The sequence below is a fragment of the Nitrosomonas sp. PY1 genome (assembly GCF_022836435.1).
Classification (GTDB): Bacteria; Pseudomonadota; Gammaproteobacteria; order Burkholderiales; family Nitrosomonadaceae; genus Nitrosomonas.
The window spans coordinates 2,266,050-2,291,973 of record NZ_BQXC01000001.1; the positions used below are offsets into that span (position 1 = coordinate 2,266,050).

General features: G+C 46.1%; 18 protein-coding genes. 4 read left to right on the top strand and 14 right to left on the bottom strand.

What is annotated here, in order from left to right; translation table 11 throughout:
- Positions 1-52: 52 nt before the first annotated feature.
- The 4 genes from ptsP to W03_RS10555 all read right to left on the bottom strand — a co-directional run bounded on the left by ptsP (position 53) and on the right by W03_RS10555 (position 3,847).
- Positions 53-1,780, bottom strand: coding sequence for a phosphoenolpyruvate--protein phosphotransferase (gene ptsP / locus W03_RS10540; protein ID WP_244073104.1), 1,728 nt, complete (start codon positions 1,778-1,780; stop codon positions 53-55).
- Positions 1,777-2,046 carry an HPr family phosphocarrier protein gene (locus W03_RS10545; RefSeq protein ID WP_244073106.1) on the bottom strand — a complete coding sequence of 90 codons (270 nt, stop codon included), beginning with the start codon at positions 2,044-2,046 and terminating at the stop codon, positions 1,777-1,779. The genes ptsP and W03_RS10545 overlap by 4 nt, the downstream gene beginning before the upstream one ends.
- Positions 2,036-2,440 (bottom strand): PTS sugar transporter subunit IIA, encoded by a 405-nt coding sequence (locus tag W03_RS10550; RefSeq protein ID WP_244073108.1) that lies wholly within the window; start codon positions 2,438-2,440, stop codon positions 2,036-2,038. Before W03_RS10550 ends, W03_RS10545 begins: the two co-directional genes overlap by 11 nt.
- 120 nt (positions 2,441-2,560) lie before the next feature.
- Positions 2,561-3,847: an HlyC/CorC family transporter gene (locus tag W03_RS10555; RefSeq protein ID WP_244073110.1), complete on the bottom strand. Its 1,287-nt coding sequence runs from the start codon at positions 3,845-3,847 to the stop codon at positions 2,561-2,563.
- 290 nt (positions 3,848-4,137) lie between these two features.
- Here W03_RS10555 and zapD point away from each other — a divergent pair, with 290 nt between their 5' ends.
- The gene (gene zapD, locus W03_RS10560; RefSeq protein ID WP_244073112.1) at positions 4,138-4,893 is read left to right on the top strand and encodes a cell division protein ZapD; all 756 of its coding nucleotides are present in this window, start codon (positions 4,138-4,140) and stop codon (positions 4,891-4,893) included.
- A gap of 119 nt (positions 4,894-5,012) precedes the next feature.
- Positions 5,013-7,778, top strand: a complete 2,766-nt coding sequence (gene fxsT / locus W03_RS10565; RefSeq protein WP_244073115.1) for an FxSxx-COOH system tetratricopeptide repeat protein — start codon at positions 5,013-5,015, stop codon at positions 7,776-7,778.
- A gap of 147 nt (positions 7,779-7,925) precedes the next feature.
- Here fxsT and W03_RS10570 read toward each other — a convergent pair whose 3' ends face one another.
- The 7 genes from W03_RS10570 to W03_RS10600 all read right to left on the bottom strand — a co-directional run bounded on the left by W03_RS10570 (position 7,926) and on the right by W03_RS10600 (position 16,592).
- Positions 7,926-8,486, bottom strand: coding sequence for a DUF4437 domain-containing protein (locus tag W03_RS10570; RefSeq protein ID WP_244073117.1), 561 nt, complete (start codon positions 8,484-8,486; stop codon positions 7,926-7,928).
- Between the two features lie 309 nt (positions 8,487-8,795).
- A complete protein-coding gene (locus W03_RS10575; RefSeq protein WP_244073119.1) occupies positions 8,796-9,590 on the bottom strand; it encodes a class I SAM-dependent methyltransferase in 795 nt (264 codons plus the stop codon).
- Positions 9,591-9,592: 2 nt separating this feature from the next.
- Complete coding sequence (locus W03_RS10580; RefSeq protein ID WP_244073121.1) at positions 9,593-10,867, bottom strand: cytochrome c; 1,275 nt, start codon at positions 10,865-10,867, stop codon at positions 9,593-9,595.
- Entirely contained in the window at positions 10,864-11,586 is a 723-nt protein-coding gene (locus W03_RS10585) for a cytochrome c4 (protein ID WP_244073126.1), read from the bottom strand. Before W03_RS10585 ends, W03_RS10580 begins: the two co-directional genes overlap by 4 nt.
- A gap of 344 nt (positions 11,587-11,930) precedes the next feature.
- Entirely contained in the window at positions 11,931-12,458 is a 528-nt protein-coding gene (locus W03_RS10590) for a hypothetical protein (protein WP_244073128.1), read from the bottom strand.
- A 772-nt stretch (positions 12,459-13,230) separates the two neighbouring features.
- Positions 13,231-15,348: an AAA family ATPase gene (locus tag W03_RS10595; RefSeq protein WP_244073129.1), complete on the bottom strand. Its 2,118-nt coding sequence runs from the start codon at positions 15,346-15,348 to the stop codon at positions 13,231-13,233.
- A gap of 194 nt (positions 15,349-15,542) precedes the next feature.
- On the bottom strand, positions 15,543-16,592 hold the full coding sequence (locus tag W03_RS10600) for a Fic family protein (RefSeq protein WP_244073131.1): 1,050 nt from the start codon (positions 16,590-16,592) through the stop codon (positions 15,543-15,545).
- A 207-nt stretch (positions 16,593-16,799) separates the two neighbouring features.
- Here W03_RS10600 and W03_RS10605 point away from each other — a divergent pair, with 207 nt between their 5' ends.
- Complete coding sequence (locus W03_RS10605) at positions 16,800-19,196, top strand: fatty acid cis/trans isomerase (protein WP_244073133.1); 2,397 nt, start codon at positions 16,800-16,802, stop codon at positions 19,194-19,196.
- A 91-nt stretch (positions 19,197-19,287) separates the two neighbouring features.
- On the opposite strand, the gene W03_RS10610 is transcribed toward W03_RS10605, so the two are convergent.
- A complete protein-coding gene (locus W03_RS10610; RefSeq protein ID WP_279600074.1) occupies positions 19,288-21,639 on the bottom strand; it encodes a heavy metal translocating P-type ATPase in 2,352 nt (783 codons plus the stop codon).
- A 603-nt stretch (positions 21,640-22,242) separates the two neighbouring features.
- Here W03_RS10610 and W03_RS10615 point away from each other — a divergent pair.
- Entirely contained in the window at positions 22,243-23,346 is a 1,104-nt protein-coding gene (locus W03_RS10615) for an ADP-ribosylglycohydrolase family protein (RefSeq protein ID WP_244073134.1), read from the top strand.
- 58 nt (positions 23,347-23,404) lie between these two features.
- Here W03_RS10615 and W03_RS10620 read toward each other — a convergent pair whose 3' ends face one another.
- Complete coding sequence (locus W03_RS10620) at positions 23,405-24,295, bottom strand: DUF5677 domain-containing protein (RefSeq protein ID WP_244073136.1); 891 nt, start codon at positions 24,293-24,295, stop codon at positions 23,405-23,407.
- Between the two features lie 355 nt (positions 24,296-24,650).
- On the bottom strand, positions 24,651-25,709 hold the full coding sequence (locus tag W03_RS10625) for a TIGR02281 family clan AA aspartic protease (RefSeq protein ID WP_244073138.1): 1,059 nt from the start codon (positions 25,707-25,709) through the stop codon (positions 24,651-24,653).
- Positions 25,710-25,924 lie beyond the last annotated feature (215 nt).

Below are 25,924 nucleotides of genomic sequence, written 5' to 3' on the forward strand. Positions count from 1 at the left end.
AAACAATGATTCCGTTTTAACTGAGCATTATAGCGTCAAAGATCTACTCAGACTAATTATTCAGCTTTGCTAACAAAGCCTTTATCTTGTCGGATCGATCAGCTTTAACGATCTTACACACTAATGGAGTGATATCGGGCATGTGGCTCTTTAGGATTTGATCCTTCACTGTCAATACCTGAGCCGGATACATAGAAAACTGCTGTAACCCAAGACCGAGCAAAAGACGCGTGAATCGTTTATCTCCTGCCATTTCCCCACAAACAGAAACTGGCTTATTAGCACGTTTTGCGCCTTTGATAATATGCGAGAGCAGCCATAAAATGGCCGGATGCAAAGGATCGTATAAATGGGCTACGGTATCATCGATACGATCAACAACCAGGGTATATTGAATTAAATCATTCGTACCAATCGATAAAAAATCCAATTTTCGCATAAAAATATTCAAACTCAAGGCTGCTGCTGGAATTTCGATCATACCTCCGACTTGAATCTGCTCGTCGAATGGAATTTTTTCGTCACGCAAACTGTCTTTCGCAACCTTAATCAAATTCACCGTCTGATCAATTTCTGCCGCATGTGAAATCATAGGAATCAGGATGCGCACATTACCATAATGCGAGGCCCGTAAAATAGCCCGCAGTTGCGTATGAAACATTTTCGGCTCAGCCAGGCTCATGCGGATCGCGCGCAGGCCTAGCGCAGGATTAGTTGCAACCTGTGCAGCATCATTAAGACTTTTGTCCGCGCCCAGATCATATGTACGGATGGTGACAGGGTGTTGGCGCATCTCTGTCGCAACAGTACGGTAGGCCTCAAATTGTTCATCTTCAGTCGGCCGATCATCGCGATTCAAAAACAAAAATTCACTCCGAAATAAGCCAACTCCAGTAGCTCCGCTCGCTTTAACTTGCTGCATATCTTCAGGTAATTCGATATTGGCATATAGCTCTACCGGCGTACCGTCAAGTGTAACTGCAGCAACACTTTTGAGACGGTTCAGCTTTTTCTTTTCTAATTCAAGCTGCCCTTGGCGCAAACGATACTCATCCAGAATCGACTTATCTGGATTAACAATAATAATTCCTTGCGTACCATCAACAATCAGATAATCATCTTCCAGCATCAACTGATGCGCATGATGCAGTGCCACGATAGAAGGGATATTCAGACTACGCGCCACAATCGCGGTATGTGAAGTCGGGCTGCCGAAATCGGTTAGAAACGCGACAAACTGATGCTGCTTATAATGCATCACATCCGCAGGACTCAGATCGTGCGCAACCAGAATGCTGTCGCCCGCATGTTTCGGCGCTACCGGCAAATACCCTGAATGCCCCATCATTGCTTTGAGCACACGTTCGACAACCTGCGTCACATCAGCTTTACGCTCACGTAAATAGGCGTCCTCGATTGCCTCGAATTGCGATATCAATACGTGCATTTGCTGTGACAATGCCCATTCTGCATTGCAATAGGTTTCTGCAATCATAGTATGGGCGGCTTCGGATAACGTCGGATCATCCAAAATCATCAAATGCAGCTCTAAGAATGCCGTAAATTCAGCGCGTGCCGGCCCGTCAGGAACCGATTTCTGCAATGTTTCAAACTCCTTGCGAACAACTGAAAAAGCACTATTCAAGCGCGCAATTTCTTTTTCAACCTGCTGACTAGGAACCAGATAATGAATGATCTCCAAAGCAGATGGCGCCGCCAAGTGCGCGTGCCCAATCGCTATACCTTCAGATACGCCGATACCCTGCAGGATAAAGCTCATTCACCCTCGCCAAAATAGTCTTCAATCAAGTCCGATAAGGCTACCATCGCTTCCACTTCGTCGTCGCCAATTGTCTCTAATTGTATGCGTGAGCCTTTACTAGCAGCGAGCATCATCACTCCCATAATACTTTTTGCATTGACACGACGGCCATTACGGGTCGCCCATACTTCGGATTTAAATTGACTAGCTAGCTTGGTAAGCTTTGAAGAAGCTCGGGCATGCAGCCCCAATTTGTTAATAATTTCGACTTCTTTAATTTGCATGATCAGAACCCGGATTGACATGAACCACACCCTGTTGTCCGCCGCTAAGCGCTTTTTCAACCACCACCGTCAAAGGCTCATGACGATAGGTCAAAACACGCACCAGCATAGGCAAGCTTGCGCCGGCGATACACTCCACTTTCCCTGCTTGCGTTAAACTCGTACCGACATTGCAAGGCGTAGCGCCATATATGTCACTGAGTACCAACACGCCTTCTCCACTATCCAATTCCCGAATCAATGCGCTTGCTTTCGCAGAAATAGCATCGGGTTGATCTTGTTTAAATACGCCCAAATGACTGAGTTGCGGCAATGGCATCCCCATAACGTGCGTAGCACAGCTAATCAAGTTCTCCCCCAGATTCTCATGGGTAATAAGTAAAATACCGATCATTTACGTTTAACAATTATGAAGATTATTTACGATACTAAAACTATAACAAGACAGCAGTATTTCACAAGGCAATTCGTTATTCAAAAATAACTAAGATATAACAAAGAAACAAACCAATCATCAGGATTCGGAATCATCTACTTTTGCATTGGTAAAAACGGGATAAATTTTGACGGTTTTAACGACACGGTTTTTGGTTTGGATAATTTCCATAGGATAATTAGCAATACTTAAGCTCACCCCCGCTTCGGGTATATCTTGGAAGTGCTCTACAATCAAACCATTGAGTGTTTTTGGCCCATCTAATGGAAACTGGAAATTCAATTTCCGATTTAAATCTCGCAACAGCGTACTTCCTTCGACAATGATACTACCATCCCCTTGCTTTAAAAAAGTACTCATCTGAGTCGGCGCTTGCGTAGTAAATTCACCGATAATCTCTTCCATGATGTCCTCTAAAGTCACCAGCCCCAGCCATTCGCCATACTCATCCACCACCAATCCGATACGCATCTGGTTTTCCTGGAATAATTGCAATTGAGAAAACAAACGCGTCCCAGAAGGAATAAAGTAGGGTTTATGAAGCACTTTCTCAATCATTTCCGCCGTAATTTTGCCATTTTGCATTTGATTTAATATCTTGCGTACATGAATAATGCCAGTAATGTTATCCATGCGCTCCCGGTACACCGGAAGCCGTGTATGGTGACACGTTAACAATTGGGTTTGAATAGTTTCATCATTATCACTGATATCAATGGCTTCAACCCGACTTCGCGGCACCATGACATCGTCGACTGTGATTGTTTCTAGATCGAACAAGTTCAACAGCATACTTTGATGCTTATGTTGAATAAAATACCCACCTTCCAACACCAAGGTTTTGAGTTCTTCGATACTGATTTTCTGCTCTAATTGATTTTTTTCCGGATTTAAACGAAACAGTATCAGTAAACCGCGCACAAACAAATTGACGAACCAGACAACAGGGTAACAAATGGTCAATAAAGGCGTTAACACATAGCTTGCAGTCAAGGCGATGCGCTCAGGATATGCTGCTGCGATTACTTTGGGTGTTATTTCACTAAAAATCAGAATAGCAAATGTTACCGCAACCGACCCCAAAAACAACGCTAAATCATTATGACCAAATAACATGGCAACAATAACTGCTACCAGTGTCGCTGAAGCAGTATTAAGCAGATTATTGCCCAGCAAAATAACGCCCAACAACCGATCCGTATGATTCAGTAGTTTGATGGTCAAACGCGCACCACGATGGCCTTGTTTTGCGAGATATCGCAAACGATAGCGGTTGATTGCCATCATGCTGGTTTCAGATAAAGAAAAGAAACCCGATAAAATGAGTAAAAAAACCAATGCCATAAGCATGGTATACAACGACATCTCTTCCAAGAAGCACCTTTATACTATAATAAGGCTGTTAGCATTGAAAACTACAATGAGCTACTATGAATGATCTATATTTTGGGTAGTTGCTACTGTTTGTCAATCATAATCAAAAAATCGACGAGCATGCAATATGAATCCTCAAAACTGAACCAGTGGCCTGCTAGATCATATCAGCAATCATTATAAGACCATGCGCTAATACCCGATATCTCATTACTATCTGAATGTTTTTGCTTTGATCAAGGCATCTGTTATCAACTTTTTGCTGGGAACAAGAATCTACTGTGATTTGTTACGAACATCCACTTAATGAGCGTATACGCACTTTACTGCGGCTTGAAAATTTATTTAGCAGAATTGATTTCTTTTTATCCAAAGATACCCCTATTGAACATCACGCTGCATTAATTGCCTTATTTGAAGTTCTAGAAATCACTACGCGCGCAGACATCAAATCCGATTTGCTACAAGAACTTGAGCGGCAAAAGCATCTTCTTGAAGCGCTGCGAAAAAACCCCAATGTTGATGAAGAAACGCTGAATATCGCACTAGGCAACATAAGGAGCACTTTTAGAGAAATGCTGGATTTGCCCGGCAAAGTTGGCGAGCATTTGCGTGAAAATGACTGGCTAATGTCCATCAAGCAACGCATGGTCATACCAGGCGGTTGCTGTGTTTTCGATTTACCCTTTTATCACTATTGGCTAAACCTCGACACCGAAAAGCGACGTCAAGATTTTAAAGTATGGTTGGGACCATTCCAACCCGTGCGCAATGCATTCGAGATCGTACTATATTTATTAAGAAAAAGCGGCAGGACGATAAAACTCACTGCTCATCAAGGCGTTTTTCAGCAAACAGGCGCAGAATATGCCGCCCATATGTTGAGACTCGATTTAAGTGAGGAACTTCCTTGCATACCGGAAATTAGCGCCAATAAATATGCTTTGAATATCCGCTTTATCTCGGTCAAGTCAACACAAAAAAATAAGACTTACGAAAATGATGTAGCGTTCGAGCTTACTTTTTGTAATTTGTAGAAGTAGCATTTGATGCACGTATTAGGGTTTTTTATTGTTTTAGTGGCGCACCAAGCAAGTGATTCAAATTCATTAAATTTTAAGAATGGGATTTTGCAAAGATCTCAAATTCGTAAAAAATGCCTCAGGTCAGTATTTTCATATCCACGGTTAGCGCTGAGTTTCACAGCTACCGAGATGCGTTGCGGCATGATCTCGACCGCCCCAACGTTACAGTCAAAGTGCAAGAAGATTTTATCGCTACCGGCACAGAAACTTTAGCGATGTTGGATGAATACATCAGTAGGTGCAATGCGGTGATTCATTTGGTAGGCGATATGACTGGCGCAATGGCGCAAGCGCCTTCTCTGACGTTTATTCGAGAACGTTATCCGGATCTCGCCGAACGGTTTCCGTCGCTTCAATCATTTCTGGCTCCGGATGCGCAAGCGCTTTCCTATACGCAATGGGAAGCCTGGTTGGCGTTGTATCATCGCAAGATGCTGATTATCGCTGCGCCCGAAGCCGGCGCGATACGTGATGAGCAATATGCGTTGATCGAAGCGCAGCGCAATCATCAACAGCAACACCTCGAGCGCCTAGCGACTGTGGAGCGCTATCCTGGAATCCGGTTTGCCAACGCAGATCAGCTATCGATAGCAGCACTGCGTTCTAAATTGCAGGAGATTCTTGCATCAGTAGCGCCACTCAAGAAATTCAGCAACCTTCTACTACTTAGCATCGGTGAATTGTTCAAAGGCAGAGCCGCTTTGTTGGACAAATTAAACCGTAGCCTAGGCTCCGTTCCCGATTCTGCTGATACGATGGTTGTCGCGCGTGTGTTGAGCGGGCTTGGCGGTATCGGCAAGACGCGCATCGCCATTGAATATGCGTGGTGTCATGCTAAGGAATATGCTGCCCAATTGTTTGTGAGTGCTAATAGTGTGGAGGCATTGCACCGCAATCTCGCTGGATTATGCAAAACTCTCGAACTGGAAGAGCGGTTCGAGACCGATGAGGGTCGGCAGCACGATGCTGCGCTGCAATGGTTGCAACAGCATCCGGGCTGGTTGTTAATTTTTGATAATGTCGACACGGAAGAAGTCGCCATTGCTGTTGAAAACTTGCTGCCGAAATTGTCTGGCGGCCACTTGCTGGTGACCAGCCGGCTGACTAACTGGAGCGGTAGTTTGGAGGTATTGTCCGTAGACACCCTATCCATCGATGCTGCTACCGAGTTTCTGTTGGACCGCACCGATACCAAGCGGCGCAAACAACCCGATGACCATGTGCAAGCCAGCGCGCTGGCGGAAACACTCGATGGCTTGGCTCTGGCATTGGAGCAAGCCGGTGCATATATCATGCATAACAGTCTTTCTTTTTCCGGTTATCTGCAGCAGTGGTCTAGTCAGCGTGAAATCGTGCTGACCTGGCATCAGGCACGCCAGATGCAGTATCCGACCAGTGTTGCCGTGACGTGGCTGACTAGCTTTGATCAACTCAGCGAATCCGCTCGAGAATTGCTGCAACATGTGGCATGGCTAAGCCCTGCGCCGATTCCGGAATCACTGCTTGAGGTACCGATACCGGATGGCCGGAATGAAGCCAATCCACTGACTGCGCTCGCCGAACTAGCGTCCTACTCATTAGCCACGCGTGCCACTGACAATCCAAGCTTCAGCGTACATCGCCTGGTGCAGGAGGTAACCCGCCGCCAGCTTGAAGATTCAACACATATCTGTCTAACCGAAGCGCTGCGATGGATCAATGCGGCTTTTATTGGATTCCCCCAAGACGTAAGAAACTGGCCTGTCCTCGATCCACTGCAACCGCATGTTCAGGCTGTAATCACATACGCTGATCAGGCTGGAATCGCAACACCGGTCTCGCGGCTGATGAATGATCTAGGTTTGATGTATTTAACTAAGTCACTCTATAAAGAAGCCGAACCGTTGATTCGCCGCGCGCTAGCCATCGACGAGGCGAGCTTGGGAGCGGATCATCCCAACGTCACCCGTGACCTCCACAATCTGGCGGTACTGTTTAAAGACACCGATCGCTTGACTGAAGCCGAATCGTTGATGCGGCGTGCATTGGTGATCAATGAAGTAAGTTTTGGGAAAAATCATCTCAATGTTTCCGTCATTCTCAGTGGCCTATCGCTAGTGCTTCAGAAAACCTATCATCTGGATGAAGCCGAATTATTGATGCGACGTGCACTGGCGATCATTGAGGCGAATTTCGAAAAGGATCACCCAATCATTGCCGACGCTCTCAGCAATCTGGCACAACTGCTTACTCAAATCAACCGCCCGACTGAAGCCGAGTCACTGATGCGGCGCGCATTGGCGATCGATGAAGCGAGTTTTGGAGAAAATCATCCCAACGTCGCACGCGACCTCCACAATCTGGCGCTATCACTTCAGGCAACCAACCGCCCGACTGAAGCCGAATCATTGATGCGACGAGCGCTAGCAATCGATGTGACAATCCTCGGGAAAGATCATCCTCGCGTCGTACACGGCTACAAAAACCTGGCGTCACTGCTTCAATACACTAACCGTTTGACTGAAGCCGAATTGCTGATACAACAAGCGTTGGCAATCGATGAGGCAAGCTTCGGAAAGGATCACTCCAAAATTACCCTCCATCTCATTCATCTAGCTATACTGTTTAAGGACGCCAATCGTCTGGCTGAAGCTGAATCATTGATGCGACTCGTTTTGTCACGCAATGAGGCGAGTTTTGGAGAAGATCATCCCAATACCGCCATTTGTCTCAACAACTTGGCGATAATATTTAAAGACACTAACCGCCTGACTGAAGCCGAACCGCTGGTGCGGCGTGCACTGGCGATATTCATCAAACGCCTGGGTGTGAACACCCCTATTCGCATACTGCCATGAGCAACTACACCGACTTGCTGCAGAAGCTAGGTATGACGGAGATGAAATTAAAACGAAACTATCGACGGAGTTGAAGTGTTGATGCGATATATAATCGCATCACTCGAACTGATATGCATTGAGGGATTCTTCCTACTCAGCGAGCGTTTAATGATTGCGAATTTCCGGCAATGGAATTTTCTCTACTTTCGGCATAGGGTGGAATTTCACTTCGAACGGCTTCTCATATCGAACATAGAACATACAAGGCTGATCCTTGCAGATCAATGCATGTGGCACATTTTCAGGTAAGCTGATGAAAGTCGGTGCTTTCATATCGACCGTATTGCCGTCAGCATTGACATAGCTGAAATCACCTTGAATCCACACATACGTTTCTGTAATGGGATGGCTGTGCGCCGGAAAAGTATAGTTTGCGGGTAGACGCACGACAGCCTCAGTCGGCTCTGTTTTGAAATCACCACGTAGAATCGCTATTTCCGCACCCTCTGGCACCTGATCCGATTTCATGGATTTCCAGGTGAGCCGACTGAAATCAATCAAGAGTTGTCCCGCGCCAAACGATAGCGGATTTTTATTACTCGCATCGCCATTTGCGGCAAGTGCAGATTGCGCAGAAAATAATGACACACTCAAAAAAGCCACAAGAAATACCCAACTAATCAACGAAGTGGAGGTATTGTAAAAGTCTCTGATTATTTTTTTCATCAACGAATCTCCAGAATTTTTAATCACAAAATTATTTTATAACATAACCGTTGCAAGACTATTCACTTTTGTTGCAGGCTCTTAAGAATCTGGTTGGCTATTGAAATCCAGATAAATTCTGATAACTTGATGCGTTTTCTGTAAAAAAACTAAAAGGCAAAAGTGTTCTGTAATACCAGATCCATCGCTATGGAATCGTTACCGTGCAAAGACCTCCTATAGTCTACCGGACAACCTGCTAGCTTGACTTTATGCTTTCGGATAATGCCAGCAAATCTTTTTTGAGTAATGGCACGACGGCGTTCAAATTTAGGGCTTTTCCGTTTCAAACAATATGGCTTGCATTGGATAGCGCATGGGATTTGAGCCATATTCTTTTTTAAACGCTTCTGTCAACGCCTCAGCAATCTCATCAGGATTAACGCCGCCGCGGTCTCTGATTTCAAAAAGGAGCGGTGAATACACCAGCGCGCGTGCAAAAGCAGATACATCGAGAATATCGTATTCATGACGCTGAACCGAAATCACTATGGGATCAAAGCCAATATGTATCAGTTGTTCTTTGAGTGGATCGATTTTGTGACAGGAAACGGGATCGAACAGAAATCGAGGTGTATCCGTCGGAAAGAATTGCGTTAAAACTTCAAAGCTTAGGCTAGCGAACGGATTGTACCGTTCCGAATCCCAGACACGGAAGAAATAACGGCCTCCACGTTTCAACACTCGGTACACTTCCCGAAATGCCGCTGCTTGGTCGAAGAACATGATTCCGAACTGGCAAACTACCGCATCGAACGCTTCGTCATTGAACGGTAGCGACGTGGCATCTGCATTTTGAAACATGACTTGCTCGCCGGAGAGAAACTTTGTACGCGCAAGATCCATCATCGAATCGCTGATGTCAATCGCAGTCAAATGCGCGTCTTTAGCTAGCAGGTTACGCAGATGCCGAGTGACAATGCCGGTACCAGCAGCAATCTCAAGCACATTGCGAGGCGATTGTTCTGCAATGCGCCGTGCGGTATCTAATCCGTAGTGATCGAAAAGTACGGGCCCCAGATCACGATCATAAGGAATAACGACTTCATCAACATAACCTGCCATAGCTAGTTCCCTCGGCTTCTATCGACGTCTTCCGGACTAACTAGGCTGCCGAGATTTCCCCACGCATTCCTGATATAAGACACTACCCAGGCAATTTCAGTATCTTGAATGAAATGTTGATAAGGTGGCATACCGTGAGGACGTGGATTACCGCTTGTTGCAGGAGGGTATCCGCCATACAGCACGCTGCGGATCGTGTTCAGCGGAGAACTCATGGTCACGCTGCGATTTCCAGCCAGAGGAGGATAAATTTTAGGTACGCCTTGCCCTGATTCACCGTGACAATCCTGGCAGTGCTGTTCATACACTTTCTCCCCGAGAGCCACATATTGGCGTACGTGTTCCGGCATTTTCGGAATTTTTCGTGGTGCTTCGTCACTGTCCCGCTTATCGCCCAGAGATTGAAGATAAACCGCTATCGAACGCATATCGTAGTCCGACAGATGTTGCAGACTTTGCCGGACGATCGTCGCCATAGGACCAGAAGTCACTGCGTGACTGTTGATCCCTGTCGACAGCAATTCGACGATATCATCGATTGACCATTCACCCACTCCGGCTTCCACCGGCGAGATCAGAGAAGGCGCGTACCAATGGGTTCCCATTATTTCTCCCCCAGTCAGCTTGTCATTCTGGCTTGCTCCCCATACATTACGGGAAGTATGACAAGCGTTACAGTGTCCGAGCCCTTGAACCAGATAATTACCTCGATTCCACTCATCACTCTTGGATTGGTCGGGTTGGTAAACACCTTCTTTGAAATACCATGTTCGCCATAGAAACAGAAGCGACTGATTATCGTAAGGTGAACGTATCGTATGTGATGGATTGGTCTGTACAACAGAAGGTAGCGAGCGCAAATAGGCAAAGATCGCATCGGCATCTTGCCGAGTAACCTTAGTATATTCAGTATACGGAAAAGCAGGGTACAGATAACGGCCATCCCTAGATTTGCCAAAATGCAGTGCCTGCCAGAAATCTTCCTCGTTCCAACGACCAATCCCCGTTTCATTATCCGGCGTTATATTCGGTGTAACGAATTGACCGAAAGGCGTATTCAACCTTCGGCCACCCGCATAGGGTTCACCCCCCCGTGTTGTATGACATCCCATACAATTGCCTGCAAGGGCAAGATACTCCCCGCGCTGAACTTGTTCTTCATTCGAATCAATCAGCGTCTGGGCCGATGCCATCTGTAGCATCGACAGCAAGCCACCCACAACAAAAATAATGACCCACTGCTTACTTGTAATCCCTACTTCATTCATACATTTCATTGCGTCACACCCTCACTCTCCGACAAGATACTCTGGCAGCGCTGCACCAGTTCCGGGGTAAGCACGTCCGCTCCGGCTAATTGCCCCGATACGGGCTGACCAGGCAACCACAACGCTATTGCATTGACTTCTTCCTGAGTTAATTTTTTGGCGATTTTCGACATGCAATCAGGCGTCTGTCCACGCATGATTCCACCATTGCGCCAGCCACCGAACTGTGCAGCCAAATAGGCATGGGGCAAGCCAAGCAACCCCGGAATATAGGGTCGCACTCCCATCAGTGCCTCTCCATGACAAGCACTGCATGCCGGAAGGTCGCGTGCGGGATCGCCGGAGTTAATCAGCGTTTCCACAGAACGGACTTCCGCGGATGACAGAGTGTGCACTACTGGTTCCGGATAAGTATAGGGTAAGGAAGCAAAGTACTGTGCAATTTCCAGCATATATTCGTCTGACATATTTTCAAGCAAAATAGCCATTGGCTGATAATAGCGCTTGCCATCACGAAAATTACGCAATTGATTGTAAAGATAACCGGCTGGTTTACCTGCAATACGCGGGAAATAAGCATCTCGATTAATTTTGTCAGCATCTCTATGACAGATGATACAAGCCTTTACCCGATCATCCAACGTATCAGGTTTTTCAGATGGCATCGATTCGGCAGCGCCTGCCAAACCCGAAAACATCGACAGTAAGATCAAAACAGAAAACTTCATTGACACGAAAATCCCTAAAAATAATCAAAATACTGGCAACGTTACGTTCAATTGTTCTCGTTGCAGCCTATACACGGGTGACAGTAACCTTCCAGATCTACTATTAAAACCACAAGATTTCACAATCTAACGATTCTCACGGTAACCATTCTACTCAATTACCGTTCTACCCGCTAACACCGTTCTATTTACTACACTTTCTTTCTCATTCTTTTGTTAGCTGCTGTTTCAATAAGAAATTGTGTAATTGACAAGAACCGTCAATAAAGTTTATCTCATATTATGCAACTTTGAATTCCGAAAGTTCCGCATACTGTCGATTACTTGCTTCAAGAAAACCTATCTTAATAAGGTTTACCTTCTACCATTAATGGAATCATTTTAGTAATTTCATAACGATCAAGAGCCCGGATTTTATTTTCTATTTGAATATACCGAACCGTTTTTACACCGGAAAGAACTTTGGCAAGTTTGGGAACGTACGATTGTTTTAGCTGAATTTCCGCTGTATCAACTTTAAATACCTCGTCAAGTAATTGCCTAGCTTTCTCATTGGTTAAAGTATTCGCATTGTAAATGATAGCGTATTCATTTATTACCTTAGCCAATTGATCGTTGATCTTCTGCAAATCTTTTTGGTAGGCATCATAGATTGGCCAAAAGCCCTTGGCTTCAGCATCTGTTAAATCCATATTCTCTGCAACCAATAATTTTTTGTCAGCACTAATTTTTTCTTGCAGGATCTTCATATTTTCACTCGCGCTATCCGCAAAAGCTGTGGATGCCGGAATCAAAACTACTGATACCAAAACAAAAATCAAAAAATTAAGATTTATTTTATTCACGATATTTGCCAAAGAAGCTATTTTCATTATTGATTATCCTTGTTATGTTTAGAATATTGAAATATAAAAGTAATTGAAGCTTTCCCTTTGCAATTTAAATCAGAGCATCTTTAACCCAGATAAAATCGCTGAAAAACCTTCATCATTTTACAAAGAAAAAAACTCTCGCAAAATACTTGTTTGAGTCGTATTTGATTTTCAGAAGGTTATGAATAAGAATCTACCGCATGAGTTGGTTCTTTCAGTTGGCGATAATATGTCATTTCAGATTCATCCGGTGAAATATTTCCAATTCGCTCTAATAACTGGCGATCATTGAATTAATTCACGCTCCCAAAATGGTAAATTCAGTTTCATCGATAGCACACCAGGAATCGCGATACTTGTTCAAATCAGCATACCTGATTGGAGCGACAGAAGACTGAAGGATGAATATACTGCCAAACCAGATACTGAAGATGCAAAAAACTCAAATGGAGATTATGTGGGAAATCTGGAAAATGGTAATGAGCAATTATCAAAGAGGATAAATCATTATATCAACCAAGTTTATGGTATTAGCAGGTATAACTTTCTGGGGTGACAAATTAAACCGTAAAGGGCGGCCAATTTAACCGGTATCAACATCCCTGATCCATCTCTGCACTTCTTACCCAGGTTCGCAATGTTTCCGCTGTACAGCCAATCTTCAATGCGATCGATTTGATTCTCTCCTCTCAAATCATTTTATCTCCGGAAAACCAGGGCGATTCAATTGTATGGTTACGCTTGGGGCAGGGAGAAGTGCTGATCCCCTAATTCAAGCGCTCTGCCCATTCCCTCCGAGCAGTCGGTCACATTCGTCGATAACATATTCAGGAATGCTTTCAAATTCGTGCGGATTCAACTGCATGACATATTCATTCTCAATGTGGTAGGACTCGTTGACGAATTTTGTGATGACATGATTGTCATGTGTTCCTCTGATGATACGGAATAGCTGTATTTTTTCATACCCTACCTGAGAGGCATAATATTTTGCCTTCATAGTTTCCGCGTTACTGACTTCCTGAATGAGCGCATCGTAATCAAAACCAGGAATTCGCGCCTTGATCTTGTTCTGCGCAGTATTCATTTCTTCAGCCGTCATCTCAACATCGTCATTTGTTAATCGCACTGTTGGGTTTTGCCGCCTCTTAAAAAGGCTCGCCAACAAATTATATTCCAAGCCTTTCTCGGCAAGAATTTCGTAGTAGCGACGCAAATAAATCAATTTAAGGATAGGGTCTGTGAGTCTGGCAATGTTCTCTTCACAGATTACAGCGAATGTCTTAATGTCTTCACTGCGTATCGGTATTTCCTTTACGTTTCCATTTTTTGACGTGAGGAATGAGGCTATTGAATGTGAGCTTTGAAATACTTTCGCCGTGCTTTTAATAGCGTCAATAGCTGGTTCGATGTCATGCGTTAGCATGATGGTTGTGCGGCCTTTCAGGCTTGCTTTTCCTCGAAACAATTCATGCAAGATCGCAAATTTTTTATTTTTATCGAACGATGAAATCGGATCATCAAGAACAACAATATCTGGGTTCTCTGATAGCATCTGGTGCATAAAAAGAACCAGTGAAAACGCATTCTTCTCGCCATAGCTTAGATGCTTTGACGCTGATTCAATGTGCTGATTTAGGTCATCATGTGTGAGCTTCATCTTATAAGAATCTGGCTCAGGCATGATCAATACAGAGTATTTGTACCCTGCCGATTTCAGAAAGTTATTTATGCTTTCCTGGTTATCATCAATCGTCTTTGCAATTTTTGCTTTGTGTTTGTTCACTCTGCCTTTAAGGGTTCCTACTTCTTTCAGCAGCTCTTCGAGCTGCGAGTTGATTGGATCAATCACCTTGCGTGTCTCTTCAGAATCCAATGTATCAATCATGCCAAGATCGATATTCAAGAGCTTAATTTCATCTTCAATCTTGTCCACATCACGCAACGTAAAAAACGAGATTGTGCGAAGCCCCTCTAACTTCTCGATTAGCGCATCAATGTTTCCTTTAAGTCCGCTCAGAAAACTTCTCTCTGGGGCTGTTAGCTCAATCTTTGCTTTGGTAATTTTATCAAGATTCTCCTGACACTTCTGGCTAAAGTATTTTCCCAATCGCTCTATAATCGCCTTGAGCGTATTCATGTGGCTTACAGATTTTTCATCATATTCCTTCGCCACAGCTAACGCGGTTTCCTTTTGCGGCCCTGGTGGAAGTGCCGTTGAGCAATAGGGGCAAGTGTCGCCCAGCTTAAGAAACTCATTGCCTTTAATTTGCCAACCTATCCATTTTGACGGATCAGGGCTTTTGATAAATGTTTCAAATGGCTTTAGTGAATCCGGTATATTTTCTATTTTGTTTCCTGAGCCGTATGCCTTAATTAGCTTGCTCGATTTTGGAAGCGACCCGTCTTTGTTGGGGGTGCCAAAAGCATCGCGTAGCTCTTTTAGGTCTTTGATTGTTTGTTCAATCTCAGCATTAGAAGAGAAAGTCTTTCTGATGCCTTCAAAAAGTTTTTCAATCTCAGTCATTGAATCCTGATACTCTTTTGTTTTTATAAAAATATCGAAGCTATTTTTTATGACTTCGTCCTGCTGAAATACAAATTGGTTTACATATTCTTCATCAAAAACAAGTGCCGAAGAAAGACCTTCGACGCCGCTAACCATTGGTTTTTCCGCATTCGCATTTCCCCTATTCTTAAACGGAACAAGTTGTTCTAGCGTTCCGTCTTTCCGGATTTCTGCGACAATAGCCTTGGCTATTGTGCTTTTTCCAAGCCCATTAGAGCCGAACTTGATATTGAGACTTCCTTTAACAAGTCTTATCTCAGCACACTTGATGCTGTTGCAGTTTTTTATGGTTACATGAAGGTTTTGGGCGGATTGTGTCATTTTCTGTTCCCTTTTTAGTTAAAACGAAAACTGCGCCTGCATTCGTTCATCAAGGAAGCGCAGCTTGCGCATAGTCCAGCATACCTCAGTCTACCAGGGATAGAACAAGCAGTCGTGTCACCATCCACCATTTCAAGACCGGCATTTAAACCTTCTTTTTGTGTCAAACATACCGACTTTAATTCTGATATCTCTTATGACTGTCTGTACCATGTAGATCGCCCACCGCCATGCCGGACAAGGAAGCCTTTTTCCACCAATGAGCCAAAAGTTGCCTTCAATGTGTTCGGGCTTGCGCCTGTCTCGCGCACCATATCGCGGGTCGCGACGCGGCCATGGTCACGCACATAATCCAGGATTTTGACGGCCAATTCGGGCAAGACGGCCAGGGCGTTCTTTTCGCGCTCCACTTTCGTGGCTAGGCGGCGCTTCTGCTGCTGCAAAGCCCGCATGAAAAACATAAGCCAGGGTTGCCAATTCGGGGCTTCACTGCGAATTGTGCCTCGGGTCTGACGCAAGGCGAGATAATACCCCTCATTGCTGTTCTCAATCACGCTTTCGAGCGACGAATACGGCACATAAGCATATCCGGACTGCAACAAGAGCAAGGTTGTGAGAATGCGGCTCAGGCGGCCATTTCCGTCCTGAAACGGGTGGATTTCAAGGAACACCACAACGAACACGGCAATCATCAGCAAGGGGTGAATGCGCTTCAGCTCACGGGCATCGCGCAGCCAGGTAACAAGTTCGGTCATCCAGCGCGGTGTATCGAACGGCGTAGCCGTCTCGAACACGATACCGACCATTTTTCCGTCTGCGTCAAAAGCGCTCACATCATTGCGCAGGGTTTTATATTCGCCCCTGTGCCGTTCGTCCTTTTCACTGTAGCGCAGAAGGTCGCGGTGAAGCTGTTTGATATGGTTTTCGGTGATGGGAATATCCTGCCAGGCCTGGAAAATCGTTTCCATGGCCTCGGCATAGCCAGCAATTTCCTGCTCGTCGCGTGTCTCGAATTTCTTGATTTCCAGCTTGCCAAGCAGGTGTTCAACCTCGCGGTCACTGAGCTTATTACCCTCAATACGCGTTGAAGAGCCGATGCTTTCAATCGTGGCGATGCGGCGCAGGGCATTCAACCGATCCGGTGCCAAAGTGCCAAGGGCGCGCCAGGCGCCCTTAAACTCGTCTATTTCAGACAGTAAGGCCAGTAGTTCAGGCGTTATTTGGATAGCGTCGGTTTTGATCATACCTGAATATATACCTGATTATGCCGGAATAGATAATTGCATTCCCGATCATAAAGGCATCGCTGTCAAAAATGGAATCTATGTGTTTAGGCAGCGAGTGGATTTGCAAAGGTTTCGTCAAATTTACGCAGTTGTGTAGCGATCTGTAATATGCTATAGATCGCACTGCGAAACGATTCGTTATTTAGTAAAATCTTCTCAATTTATTTGAATGATGTTTTTTTATTCATGCGAGCAGTTTATCCATATATACCCATCATAGCTTTGTTTTTTGTATTGTCTGCTTGTCAAAACTATCTAGATACGGTTTCTGGTAGCAATCAGATTCCTGCTCCCGCAGTACTGCCGGCACCTATTGAACGTGCGGTTTCTTATTCACAAGAAATTCGACCCATCGTCGAAGCAAAGTGTTTGTCGTGTCATAGTTGTTTTGATGCGCCATGCCAGCTAAAGCTAGAGAACGCCGAAGGGTTGTTGCGTGGCGCCTTTCGTGAGTCGATCTATGGCGGAGCGCGGACTGAGGCCATGTCACCAACCCGATTGGGCATTGACGAACTGACTGTTTCCGGGTGGCGCAAACGCGATTTTCATTCGGTTTTGCAATCTGACGATACACAATCCGAACCTTTGTTAGCGAGAATGATATCGTTGGCGAAACATTATCCCCTTCCTCCCAACAGTAAAATACCCGAATCGATTGAACTGGGCATCACTCGAAAAAATCAATGTGCTTCCAGCGAGAAATTTTCCGATTATGCGCGTGATTATCCATACGGAGGCATGCCTTTTGCAGTTACCGGTCTGAGCGATCAAGAATATGCACTACTGGCCGGATGGGTCAAACAAGGCGCGGTGATTACCGATGAGCCCATTACGCTTACCGATGATGAGAATGAGTCACTCCAGCAGTGGGAGTCGTTTTTCAATCGCGACGATAATCGCGGTAAGCTAGTGATGCGCTGGCTGTATGAGCACTTATTCATGGCAACGCTGTATTTTCCGGATTTGAATGGAGATCTGCGTTTTTTTGAGATGGTCCGTTCATTGACGCCGCCCGGCAGGGAAATCATTCCGATCCCTACCGTATTTCCCAATGACGATCCTGAGCAACCGTTTTTTTATCGTATACGCCCGATTTCCGGCAGCATTCTGCACAAGCGACGAATTCCGTATCCGCTTAGCCAGGCTAAGCAACGCCGCATCGATGAATTATTTTTCAGCCAGGATTGGCCGTTGGAAGACTTACCGGGGTATAGCTATGCTGAACGGGTGAATCCGTTTGCAACGTTTGCGGCTATTCCGGCACATGCCCGTTATCGCTTCATGCTGGACAATGCTGAATATTATGTGCGAAATGTCATACACGGGCCGGTATGCCGCGGCCAGATCGCCACCGATGTGCTACGCGACCGTTTCTGGGTTTTATTCCAGAACCCGGAATCCGATCCTTTTGTCACCGATAATGCCTATCAACATCAAGCTATCCCGTTATTGGAGATGCCTGGACAAAACGACGATCTGCTAGCGATGGATACAGAATGGTTTCGGTATCTCGAGCATCACAACAAGTATTTGGCGCAGCGCCGCAGTCAGTATGTATTGCAATACCCCGATGGCGCATCGCTGGATCATGTCTGGAACGGCGACGGTCGAAATACCGATGCGTTACTAACCATTACCCGTCACTACAATAGTGCCTCGGTTGCCAGGGGACTGATCGGAGATATTCCTCAAACGCTATGGCTCATGGATTATCCGCTGTTGGAGCGCACTTACTACATATTGGCGGTAAATTACAACGTGTTCGGCAATGTCGCGCATCAACTGTTGACCAGACTGTATTTCGATCTGATCCGCAACGGTTCGGAACAAAATTTTTTGCGCTTCATGCCTAATGGTCAACGCACGGCCATTCTACATGACTGGTATCAAGATTCGGGTAAATTGAAATTTGGCATTTTTTACGAAGACGTGGACGACACATCACCTTCGGCGGAGCGTTTCACAACTGAAAACCCAAAGCGGGAGCTTGCATCGCGGTTGCTCCAACGTTTTGAATCCGTTAATGCAATGGCAAGCGATCCTATCAATCGTTGTCAATTGATGAACTGTATCCGCCCAGATCAGCCACTTTGGATACAAAAAGCAGATCGGGCGTTGTCTACCATTGCAGCCCGCCCGGCAGCCGACCTGGCTGGCATAAACCAATTACCGGAAGTAACATTCGTGCGAGTCAAACATGATCAAGACAAGCGTACGGTCTATACGTTGTTGCGGGATCGTGCGCACAGCAACGTTGCATTTATGCTGGGCGAGGAATTGAGATACCAACCTGAAAAAGATCGTCTAACAATATACCCCGGCATTATCGGCAGCTACCCGAATTTCATTTTTGATGTACCTGACTCGGATATCGAAGAATTTACATTACTACTTGGTGCAGCCAAAAAAGAGAAACACTTCGAACATATTGTGAGCACATGGGGAGTACGGCGCACGCATCCGCAATTCTGGGAAATTTTGCATGATGTCACCGACTGGCAAAAAGAGCGCGAGCCTCATATAGCAGGTATTTTTGATATCAATCGCTATGAAAATTTTTAAATCGGAAAAGCAAATAATGTGCTAAGTACCTTCAATGTTTACTGTTATCCAGAGTGATCATTATCTCGGATCACCCCTTTTCTGATATCAGCTACAACTTGACTGCACGCAACCGCAATGCATTCCCGATTACACTGACCGAAGAAAGCGCCATTGCCGCCGCAGCAAAAATCGGCGACAACAAGATACCGAAGAATGGATACAGTACCCCGGCCGCGATCGGTATACCAGCAGCATTGTAGATAAAAGCGAAAAACAGGTTTTGGCGAATATTACGCATGGTTGCTTCGGATAAGCGTCGTGCTCGAACAATACCCAGCAGATCACCGCGAAGCAAGGTTACACCCGCGCTTTCAATCGCAACATCGGTACCCGTACCCATGGCAATACCAACGTCAGCGGTAGCCAAAGCCGGAGCATCGTTGACGCCATCCCCTGCCATGGCGACTACTCGTCCTTGCTCGCGCAACCGTTTTACAATCGCCGCTTTCTGGTCGGGTAACACTTCCGCTTCCACTTCATCGATACCCAGTTGCCGAGCGACTGCTTCAGCCGTAATACGGTTGTCTCCGGTCAGCATGACAATACGGATGCCATCGGCATGCAAAGCATCGATAGCGGCGGGTGTCGATTCCTTTACCGGGTCGGCGATGGCGACAATACCGGCAATCGCTCCATCGATTGCCACGAAGATCACTGTTGCTCCATTCTGACGCAGCTCATCGGCTTGCGTTTCCAGCACCTGGGTATCGATATCCAGTTCTGCAAGAAACTTGGTGTTGCCCAAAACAATCCGATGACCATCGACATTGCCGAGTACGCCTTTGCCAGTGGGTGAGTCAAAATCGGTTGCCTTAGTCAACCCAATCGAGCGCTCTTTGGCTGCGGCTACGATAGCGGCAGCCAAAGGATGCTCGCTTCCTTGTTCCAAACTGGCCGTGAGGCGCAATAACTCAGCTTCGTCGATCTCGCTGGCAGTATGAATTTCCGTAACGCGAGGTTTGCCTTCGGTCAATGTACCGGTCTTATCAATCACGATCGTATCGATCTTTTCCATACGCTCCAATGCTTCGGCATTTTTGATCAAAATACCCTCGGTCGCGCCCCGTCCGACGCCAACCATGATTGACATCGGCGTCGCCAGACCCAGCGCGCATGGACAAGCAATGATTAGCACGCTAACGGCTACGATCAAGGCATAACCCATAGCTGGCGGTGGTCCCCAAACAGACCAGATGGCAAAGGCAAGCACGGCGACCAGAATGACTATCGGTACAAACCAGCCGGCCACGATGTCTGCCAGGCGCTGAATCGGTGCACGTGAACGCTGTGCTTCCGATACCATGCGAACGATCTGCGCCAGCATGGTATCACGCCCAACTTTTTCTGCACCCATGACAAAGCTACCCTGACCGTTGATGGTACCGCCAATCACCTGGTCTCCGGGTTGCTTGCGAATCGGCATGGATTCCCCAGTCACCATCGACTCATCGATATTCGAATTGCCTTCGATTACTTTACCATCGACGGGCACCCGGTCGCCGGGACGAACTCTCAAGCGATCGCCCGCTACTACCTGATCCAGATTAATCTCCTCTTCCCTATCGGCATCGACAAGGCGGCGGGCAGTCGTCGGTGACAAATTAAGCAAGGCTTTGATCGCGCCAGAAGTACGCTCGCGCGCACGTAATTCCAGCACCTGACCCAATAACACCAGCACAGTGATAACCGCTGCGGCTTCGAAATAAACTGCGACCGACCCATCGCTGCTGCGAAAAACATCAGGAAAGAGATCAGGCGCAACGGTCGCAATAATGCTATAGATCCATGCCACGCCGGTTCCCATCGCAATCAATGTGAACATATTCAGCGCGCGATTCTTGATCGATTGCCACCCACGCACGAAGAACGGCCATCCTGCCCACAGGACAACCGGTGTCGCCAATGACAGTTGTATCCAATTGGAAGTCTGCGTGGATATTAGGTGCGTAAGTCCGATTAAATGACCGCCCATTTCCAAAATAAAAACCGGCATAGCTAGCACTAGGCCAATCCAGAAACGACGAGTCATATCGGCGAGTTCCGGACTAGGCACATCATCAAGCGACACTTCCGCTGGTTCCAATGCCATGCCGCAAATCGGACAACTTCCCATACCGATCTGCCGAACTTGTGGATGCATCGGACAAGTATAGATAGCGTCGGATGGGGAATCATCGATTGAAGTCTTTCCTGACAAATAGGTAGCGGGTGCAGCCACGAATTTATCGTGACAATGGGCAGAACAGAAATAGTAACTCTGTTCATCATGCTCAGCGCGATGCTTCGCTGTATGTGAATCCACCGACATACCGCAAACGGGATCGATCGCTATAGCACGGTGATTCGCGTGATGGTGATGGTTGTGGTCATGCTGCTTATGTTCGTGATGTTCGTGCGCCATAACTTGAAATCCTTTTCGTTTAGAACGAGTGATTCGGTACTTTTGCAGTCGATCGTATCTTGATACTGATAGTCAATCGCAAACGCCAACCATTAGTTGGACCTATTAAAAATATAAATATCCAGAATTAAATAGGTTGTCAAGCTGTTAAAACCTGTGGCGCCAATATTTGAAGCAATTATTGAGCATTGATGACCGCTATTTTTCTTAACTATGCGTCACGACTGATCAACAGAAAATGTTATTTTTAACCGCGCGAAGTTTCAATCAATTAAAACACGTAAGGCGTATCATGATCCGTGAAATACTTTGCAAAAATGGGGAAAAACTCATTGGCATCGCCGCTTTAGTATGAGATGGATTGAATTAAAAGCAAGCGCTATCCCGGCCTGGAATTTTCGGATATGCTGAAAGAAATTGAACTTGAGAACATTCAAATTCACCAAGCTTTCAGCTACTATAATCTTATCTGTAAGAATTCTGGTGTTGTTTACGGTATTCCGAGAAATACAGTAAATAAATACATACAAAACCCACCAAGCCTCGGAAATTTACTCCGAAAACAATATCCATCCGCAGTTCAAAAATTGAATAAGGATCATCATGACGAACACAATCACACAAGAAGAACGCGTCACCGGCGCCATTATGGGTGCTTTTATCGGTGATGCCCTGGCTCTCGGCCCTCATTGGTATTATGATCTCGCTGAACTTCGGCGCGACTATGGGGAATGGATTACTGACTACACCGACCCCAAGCCTGGTCGATATCATAGTGACCGCAAGGCAGGCCAACTCTCTCAAGCAGGCATCATCCTCACTCTTATGCTTGAATCTCTCGTCGAACATGGCGGATATCATGAAGCGGATTTTTGCCGCCGAATGGATGGGGAGTTGTTTCCGTTTCTCGACGGTACACCGATGAATGGACCGGGCGGCTACACCAGCCAATCCATCCGGGAAGCATGGCGCCGCCGCGTAGAGCAAAAATTACCTTGGGGACAAACCGGCGGGCACGCGGATGACACGGAAGCAATTGAGCGCACGCTGGCGCTGGCGGTTCGCTACGCATTTCGGCCTACTGAGCTTGCTACCATAGTCGCAAACAATACTCGCCTGACCCAAACCGATGACACCGTAATCTCAATGACCGTAGCCTATGCAGCGGTGCTAGGTATGTTAGTGCAAGGGCATGCATTAGATAAAACATTATCTGGAAAATTAATGCGATTGGTAAAAACTGGAAAGCTGCCTTTTCATGCCGTTACTTTTGGCGATTTTCAACCGCCTAACCCGGGTGACCCTGATCCTCCCCGTGCCGGGCGATTCGCTTCTCCCGATGCTTTGCTCACGCCATCCTATATGGCTGAAGCTGCGGCAGACGCAAATATTCGCATAGAACCGGCGTGGAAAGTGTCGATTGTGTATGGCATGCCCTGCGCCATTTATCATCAACTTCCCGCTGCCTATTATCTTGCCGCTCGTTTCCAAAACGATTTCGAATCCGCCGTGCTTCATGCGGTCAATGGTGGTGGGCAGAATCAAGCACGCGCCATTCTTACGGGTGCGCTTGTAGGCGCCCAAGCAGGCTTTTCCGCCATTCCGAAGCGATTTCTCGATGGCCTGGAAGATTTGGACAAACTCGAACAGCTTGCTACCGCTCTTGCTTCACAGGTAAACGATGACAAAGAGGCCATCAAAAATTGATAGCGTTGTTAAGCGGGGTGCGCAGCGCCAATTGCACAGGTCCGTGTTGATCGATGGGTTAGCCGGCATTCTTGGCAACCAGGTACGCCTCGTGCGCATTCGAGGCAGCATGATTCCTCTTATCTAGATCAGTGAGCCCGTCAAGTACCGGGCGAAGACTCGAATGATCAAATAGCTCGGCGTACTCGATTAGCGTTTTGGTGATCAGATAAGTGAGGCTGTAAATAGCTTGTGGGCGGGGTTGCATGAATTCGAGCTTTGGTCGAAAAATTCCCGGTGAGTCACACTCAAGGTGATAGTGCAGGAGATCCTGCCAGCCGCCATGCACATTTCGGGACGGACCTCCGAAGATTGCGAGGTAAGCCTCCCCTAACCCCACATCTTTCGCTTTCTCAAATAGATTTTTGTCACCCCAGTTTTGAATCCTCCTTGCCGGAAGCTCTTCTTCTGTTACGAGGGAGTTCTCGAATGTTCTTGTTATTGAGCGGAGCATGCGTTCTTCAATCGGAAGGATCTTCCCTGCGCGAACATTGATGTTGGACTTTATCTGGCCTGCGAGTTTCTTCTCGTGCTGTAGAGAGTATGCGATATAGGAGCGGATCAGTTCAGGAGAAGACTCTCGGATCAAATATCGTAGGTTGATGACGCACTCGGCAAACAATCGAACCAATACTGAGAGCATTTCCTCACGGTACTCAATAGATTCCTCCATCGCGAATCGCATGAGCTTGAACATGCGGACCAAATGACCGCCGAGAACCGCTTGTTCAACATTCCACGCCTGTGTAGGCCCGACCGAAACGTTCGCCAGAACGCAGACACAGCTGGCGGCCTCACGAAAGAGATTGAATGCCACGCCGAAGTGCTGACCTTCCCGAGTAAACGAATCAAGCTCGGCTTTGTCTATTCGTGTTCTTTCAATATCGGCAAGAGTGAATTCGAGTGACACGGTTGCTGCCGGCTAACGTAATGTATAAGACACCTTATCCGATAATCTGTTAAACAATGTCGAGTAATCTTGCTTATTGGCAATAATCATCATGATAACATTGATTTATATTCTAACAAATAATCGATGGCTCAGGAAAATACGACATTATTGTCTGCTAAAAAATTACTGATTCGAGTATAGGAAAGAACTCGTTTCAAGCATTACAGTATGAGTACGGGAAACCGCGATGCACGGGCACCGAATTTATCTTGACGGAATGATTTTGAGCGATCCCAAAACCAAAATATTTCTCAACCAAATTTCCAGTCACGCATGAATCGAGGGCAGAAGTCTTCTCCACCCGAGAATGCCCTTAGCGTGTAGAAATTCTCATGGTTCGGTCGACCTGCTCAAGATGAAAATTGCGCAACACATTCATGCCTAAGAGCGGGTTCCCAGGCAGATTCGGCATGACCATGACTTCCACGTTGGTCAACCTGAATTCCCCGAAGGTGACTTCAGGCACAATGGCTTTACAAGCGCTGACGATACCATTTGCGGTCGTCATTTTCTGGTTCGTGCACTTTTGTATACCCGCACGTGACGCAATCTCTGCTGATACCGATACAACGGTTGCTCCAGTATCTATCATGAACACGACAGGCACTCCATTGACAGTTCCCGAGCTAAAATAGTGGCCATCGCGTGTTTGCTGTAGATCAAGCTTTCCATTACCAATGACTTCCAACGGTTGCTCTAAATGCTGAAGATCTATCGGTAACATATTGTAAGCAAGATCAAGCCGGACAGGGCGAATACCCGAACCGCTGAACTGCATCGAGGTCGTTGCGTCAGCATTCACTGAAATTCCACCTTCTACTGTCACAGTAGCTCCGTCAGAAAAACCCGTTTCTAGGTTACACCAACTGGATCCCAGCAAAACTTGCATGCCATACTGACCAACCGGTACAGCGATTTGACTGGAATTTCCTGTTGCAATCGATAGCGCCAGAAGTTTTTTAGCGTTCGCTGAATCAAACAGTATCGCCACCATGGGATGATCATGTTTATTTTCTATTCTCAATCCCGAGTAAAGCACATCGGTTCTATTGATCGCTAATGGATCAAATAGGTAAGTTGCCCCATTCGGCGGCAACAATCCACACGCTTGCGGTATCAGTTTTTTGGAATCCGCATACTGAGCAGTTTGAGAATTGAGTTCCAACAACGACTGATAACGTTGGAAAATTACCAGAAAAACCAGTCCTATAAAGACCCAAACCAGAGTAATCCCAAAAAAACGTTTCCATGATAAATCGGGTAAACTGCTTGTGGATGATTTCCGATTGCCTCTATCATTCTTGCTGGTAGGGTTCACGCGATAGTGGCCTCGATCTTGTAATGGTTTCTCTTTCATAAAAACTCTACTCATTCACTTGAATTGAAACGCACATTTGATTACGACCATATTCTTCAGATTATTGAAAAAATCTTCAATTGGAATAAATACCAAATACGCTGAAACAACATTAGGCAATCATTACCTTCATTTCTGTAGGTCCTGATAGGGAACAGCATACAAACTTATACGAGCAGCACGTTGGACGTAAGTTTCAAAAGCAGCTATCCTGTGCACTTTTTCCGAGT

Coding starts and splice junctions, on each gene's coding strand:
- ptsP (WP_244073104.1), bottom strand. CDS start 1,780: ATGAGCTTTATCCTGCAGGGTATCGGCGTATCTGAAGGTATAGCGATT.
- W03_RS10545 (WP_244073106.1), bottom strand. CDS start 2,046: ATGCAAATTAAAGAAGTCGAAATTATTAACAAATTGGGGCTGCATGCC.
- W03_RS10550 (WP_244073108.1), bottom strand. CDS start 2,440: ATGATCGGTATTTTACTTATTACCCATGAGAATCTGGGGGAGAACTTG.
- W03_RS10555 (WP_244073110.1), bottom strand. CDS start 3,847: ATGTCGTTGTATACCATGCTTATGGCATTGGTTTTTTTACTCATTTTA.
- fxsT (WP_244073115.1), top strand. CDS start 5,013: ATGCCTCAGGTCAGTATTTTCATATCCACGGTTAGCGCTGAGTTTCAC.
- W03_RS10570 (WP_244073117.1), bottom strand. CDS start 8,486: ATGAAAAAAATAATCAGAGACTTTTACAATACCTCCACTTCGTTGATT.
- W03_RS10575 (WP_244073119.1), bottom strand. CDS start 9,590: ATGGCAGGTTATGTTGATGAAGTCGTTATTCCTTATGATCGTGATCTG.
- W03_RS10580 (WP_244073121.1), bottom strand. CDS start 10,867: ATGAAATGTATGAATGAAGTAGGGATTACAAGTAAGCAGTGGGTCATT.
- W03_RS10585 (WP_244073126.1), bottom strand. CDS start 11,586: ATGAAGTTTTCTGTTTTGATCTTACTGTCGATGTTTTCGGGTTTGGCA.
- W03_RS10590 (WP_244073128.1), bottom strand. CDS start 12,458: ATGAAAATAGCTTCTTTGGCAAATATCGTGAATAAAATAAATCTTAAT.
- W03_RS10595 (WP_244073129.1), bottom strand. CDS start 15,348: ATGACACAATCCGCCCAAAACCTTCATGTAACCATAAAAAACTGCAAC.
- W03_RS10600 (WP_244073131.1), bottom strand. CDS start 16,592: ATGATCAAAACCGACGCTATCCAAATAACGCCTGAACTACTGGCCTTA.
- W03_RS10610 (WP_279600074.1), bottom strand. CDS start 21,639: ATGGCGCACGAACATCACGAACATAAGCAGCATGACCACAACCATCAC.
- W03_RS10615 (WP_244073134.1), top strand. CDS start 22,243: ATGACGAACACAATCACACAAGAAGAACGCGTCACCGGCGCCATTATG.
- W03_RS10625 (WP_244073138.1), bottom strand. CDS start 25,709: ATGAGTAGAGTTTTTATGAAAGAGAAACCATTACAAGATCGAGGCCAC.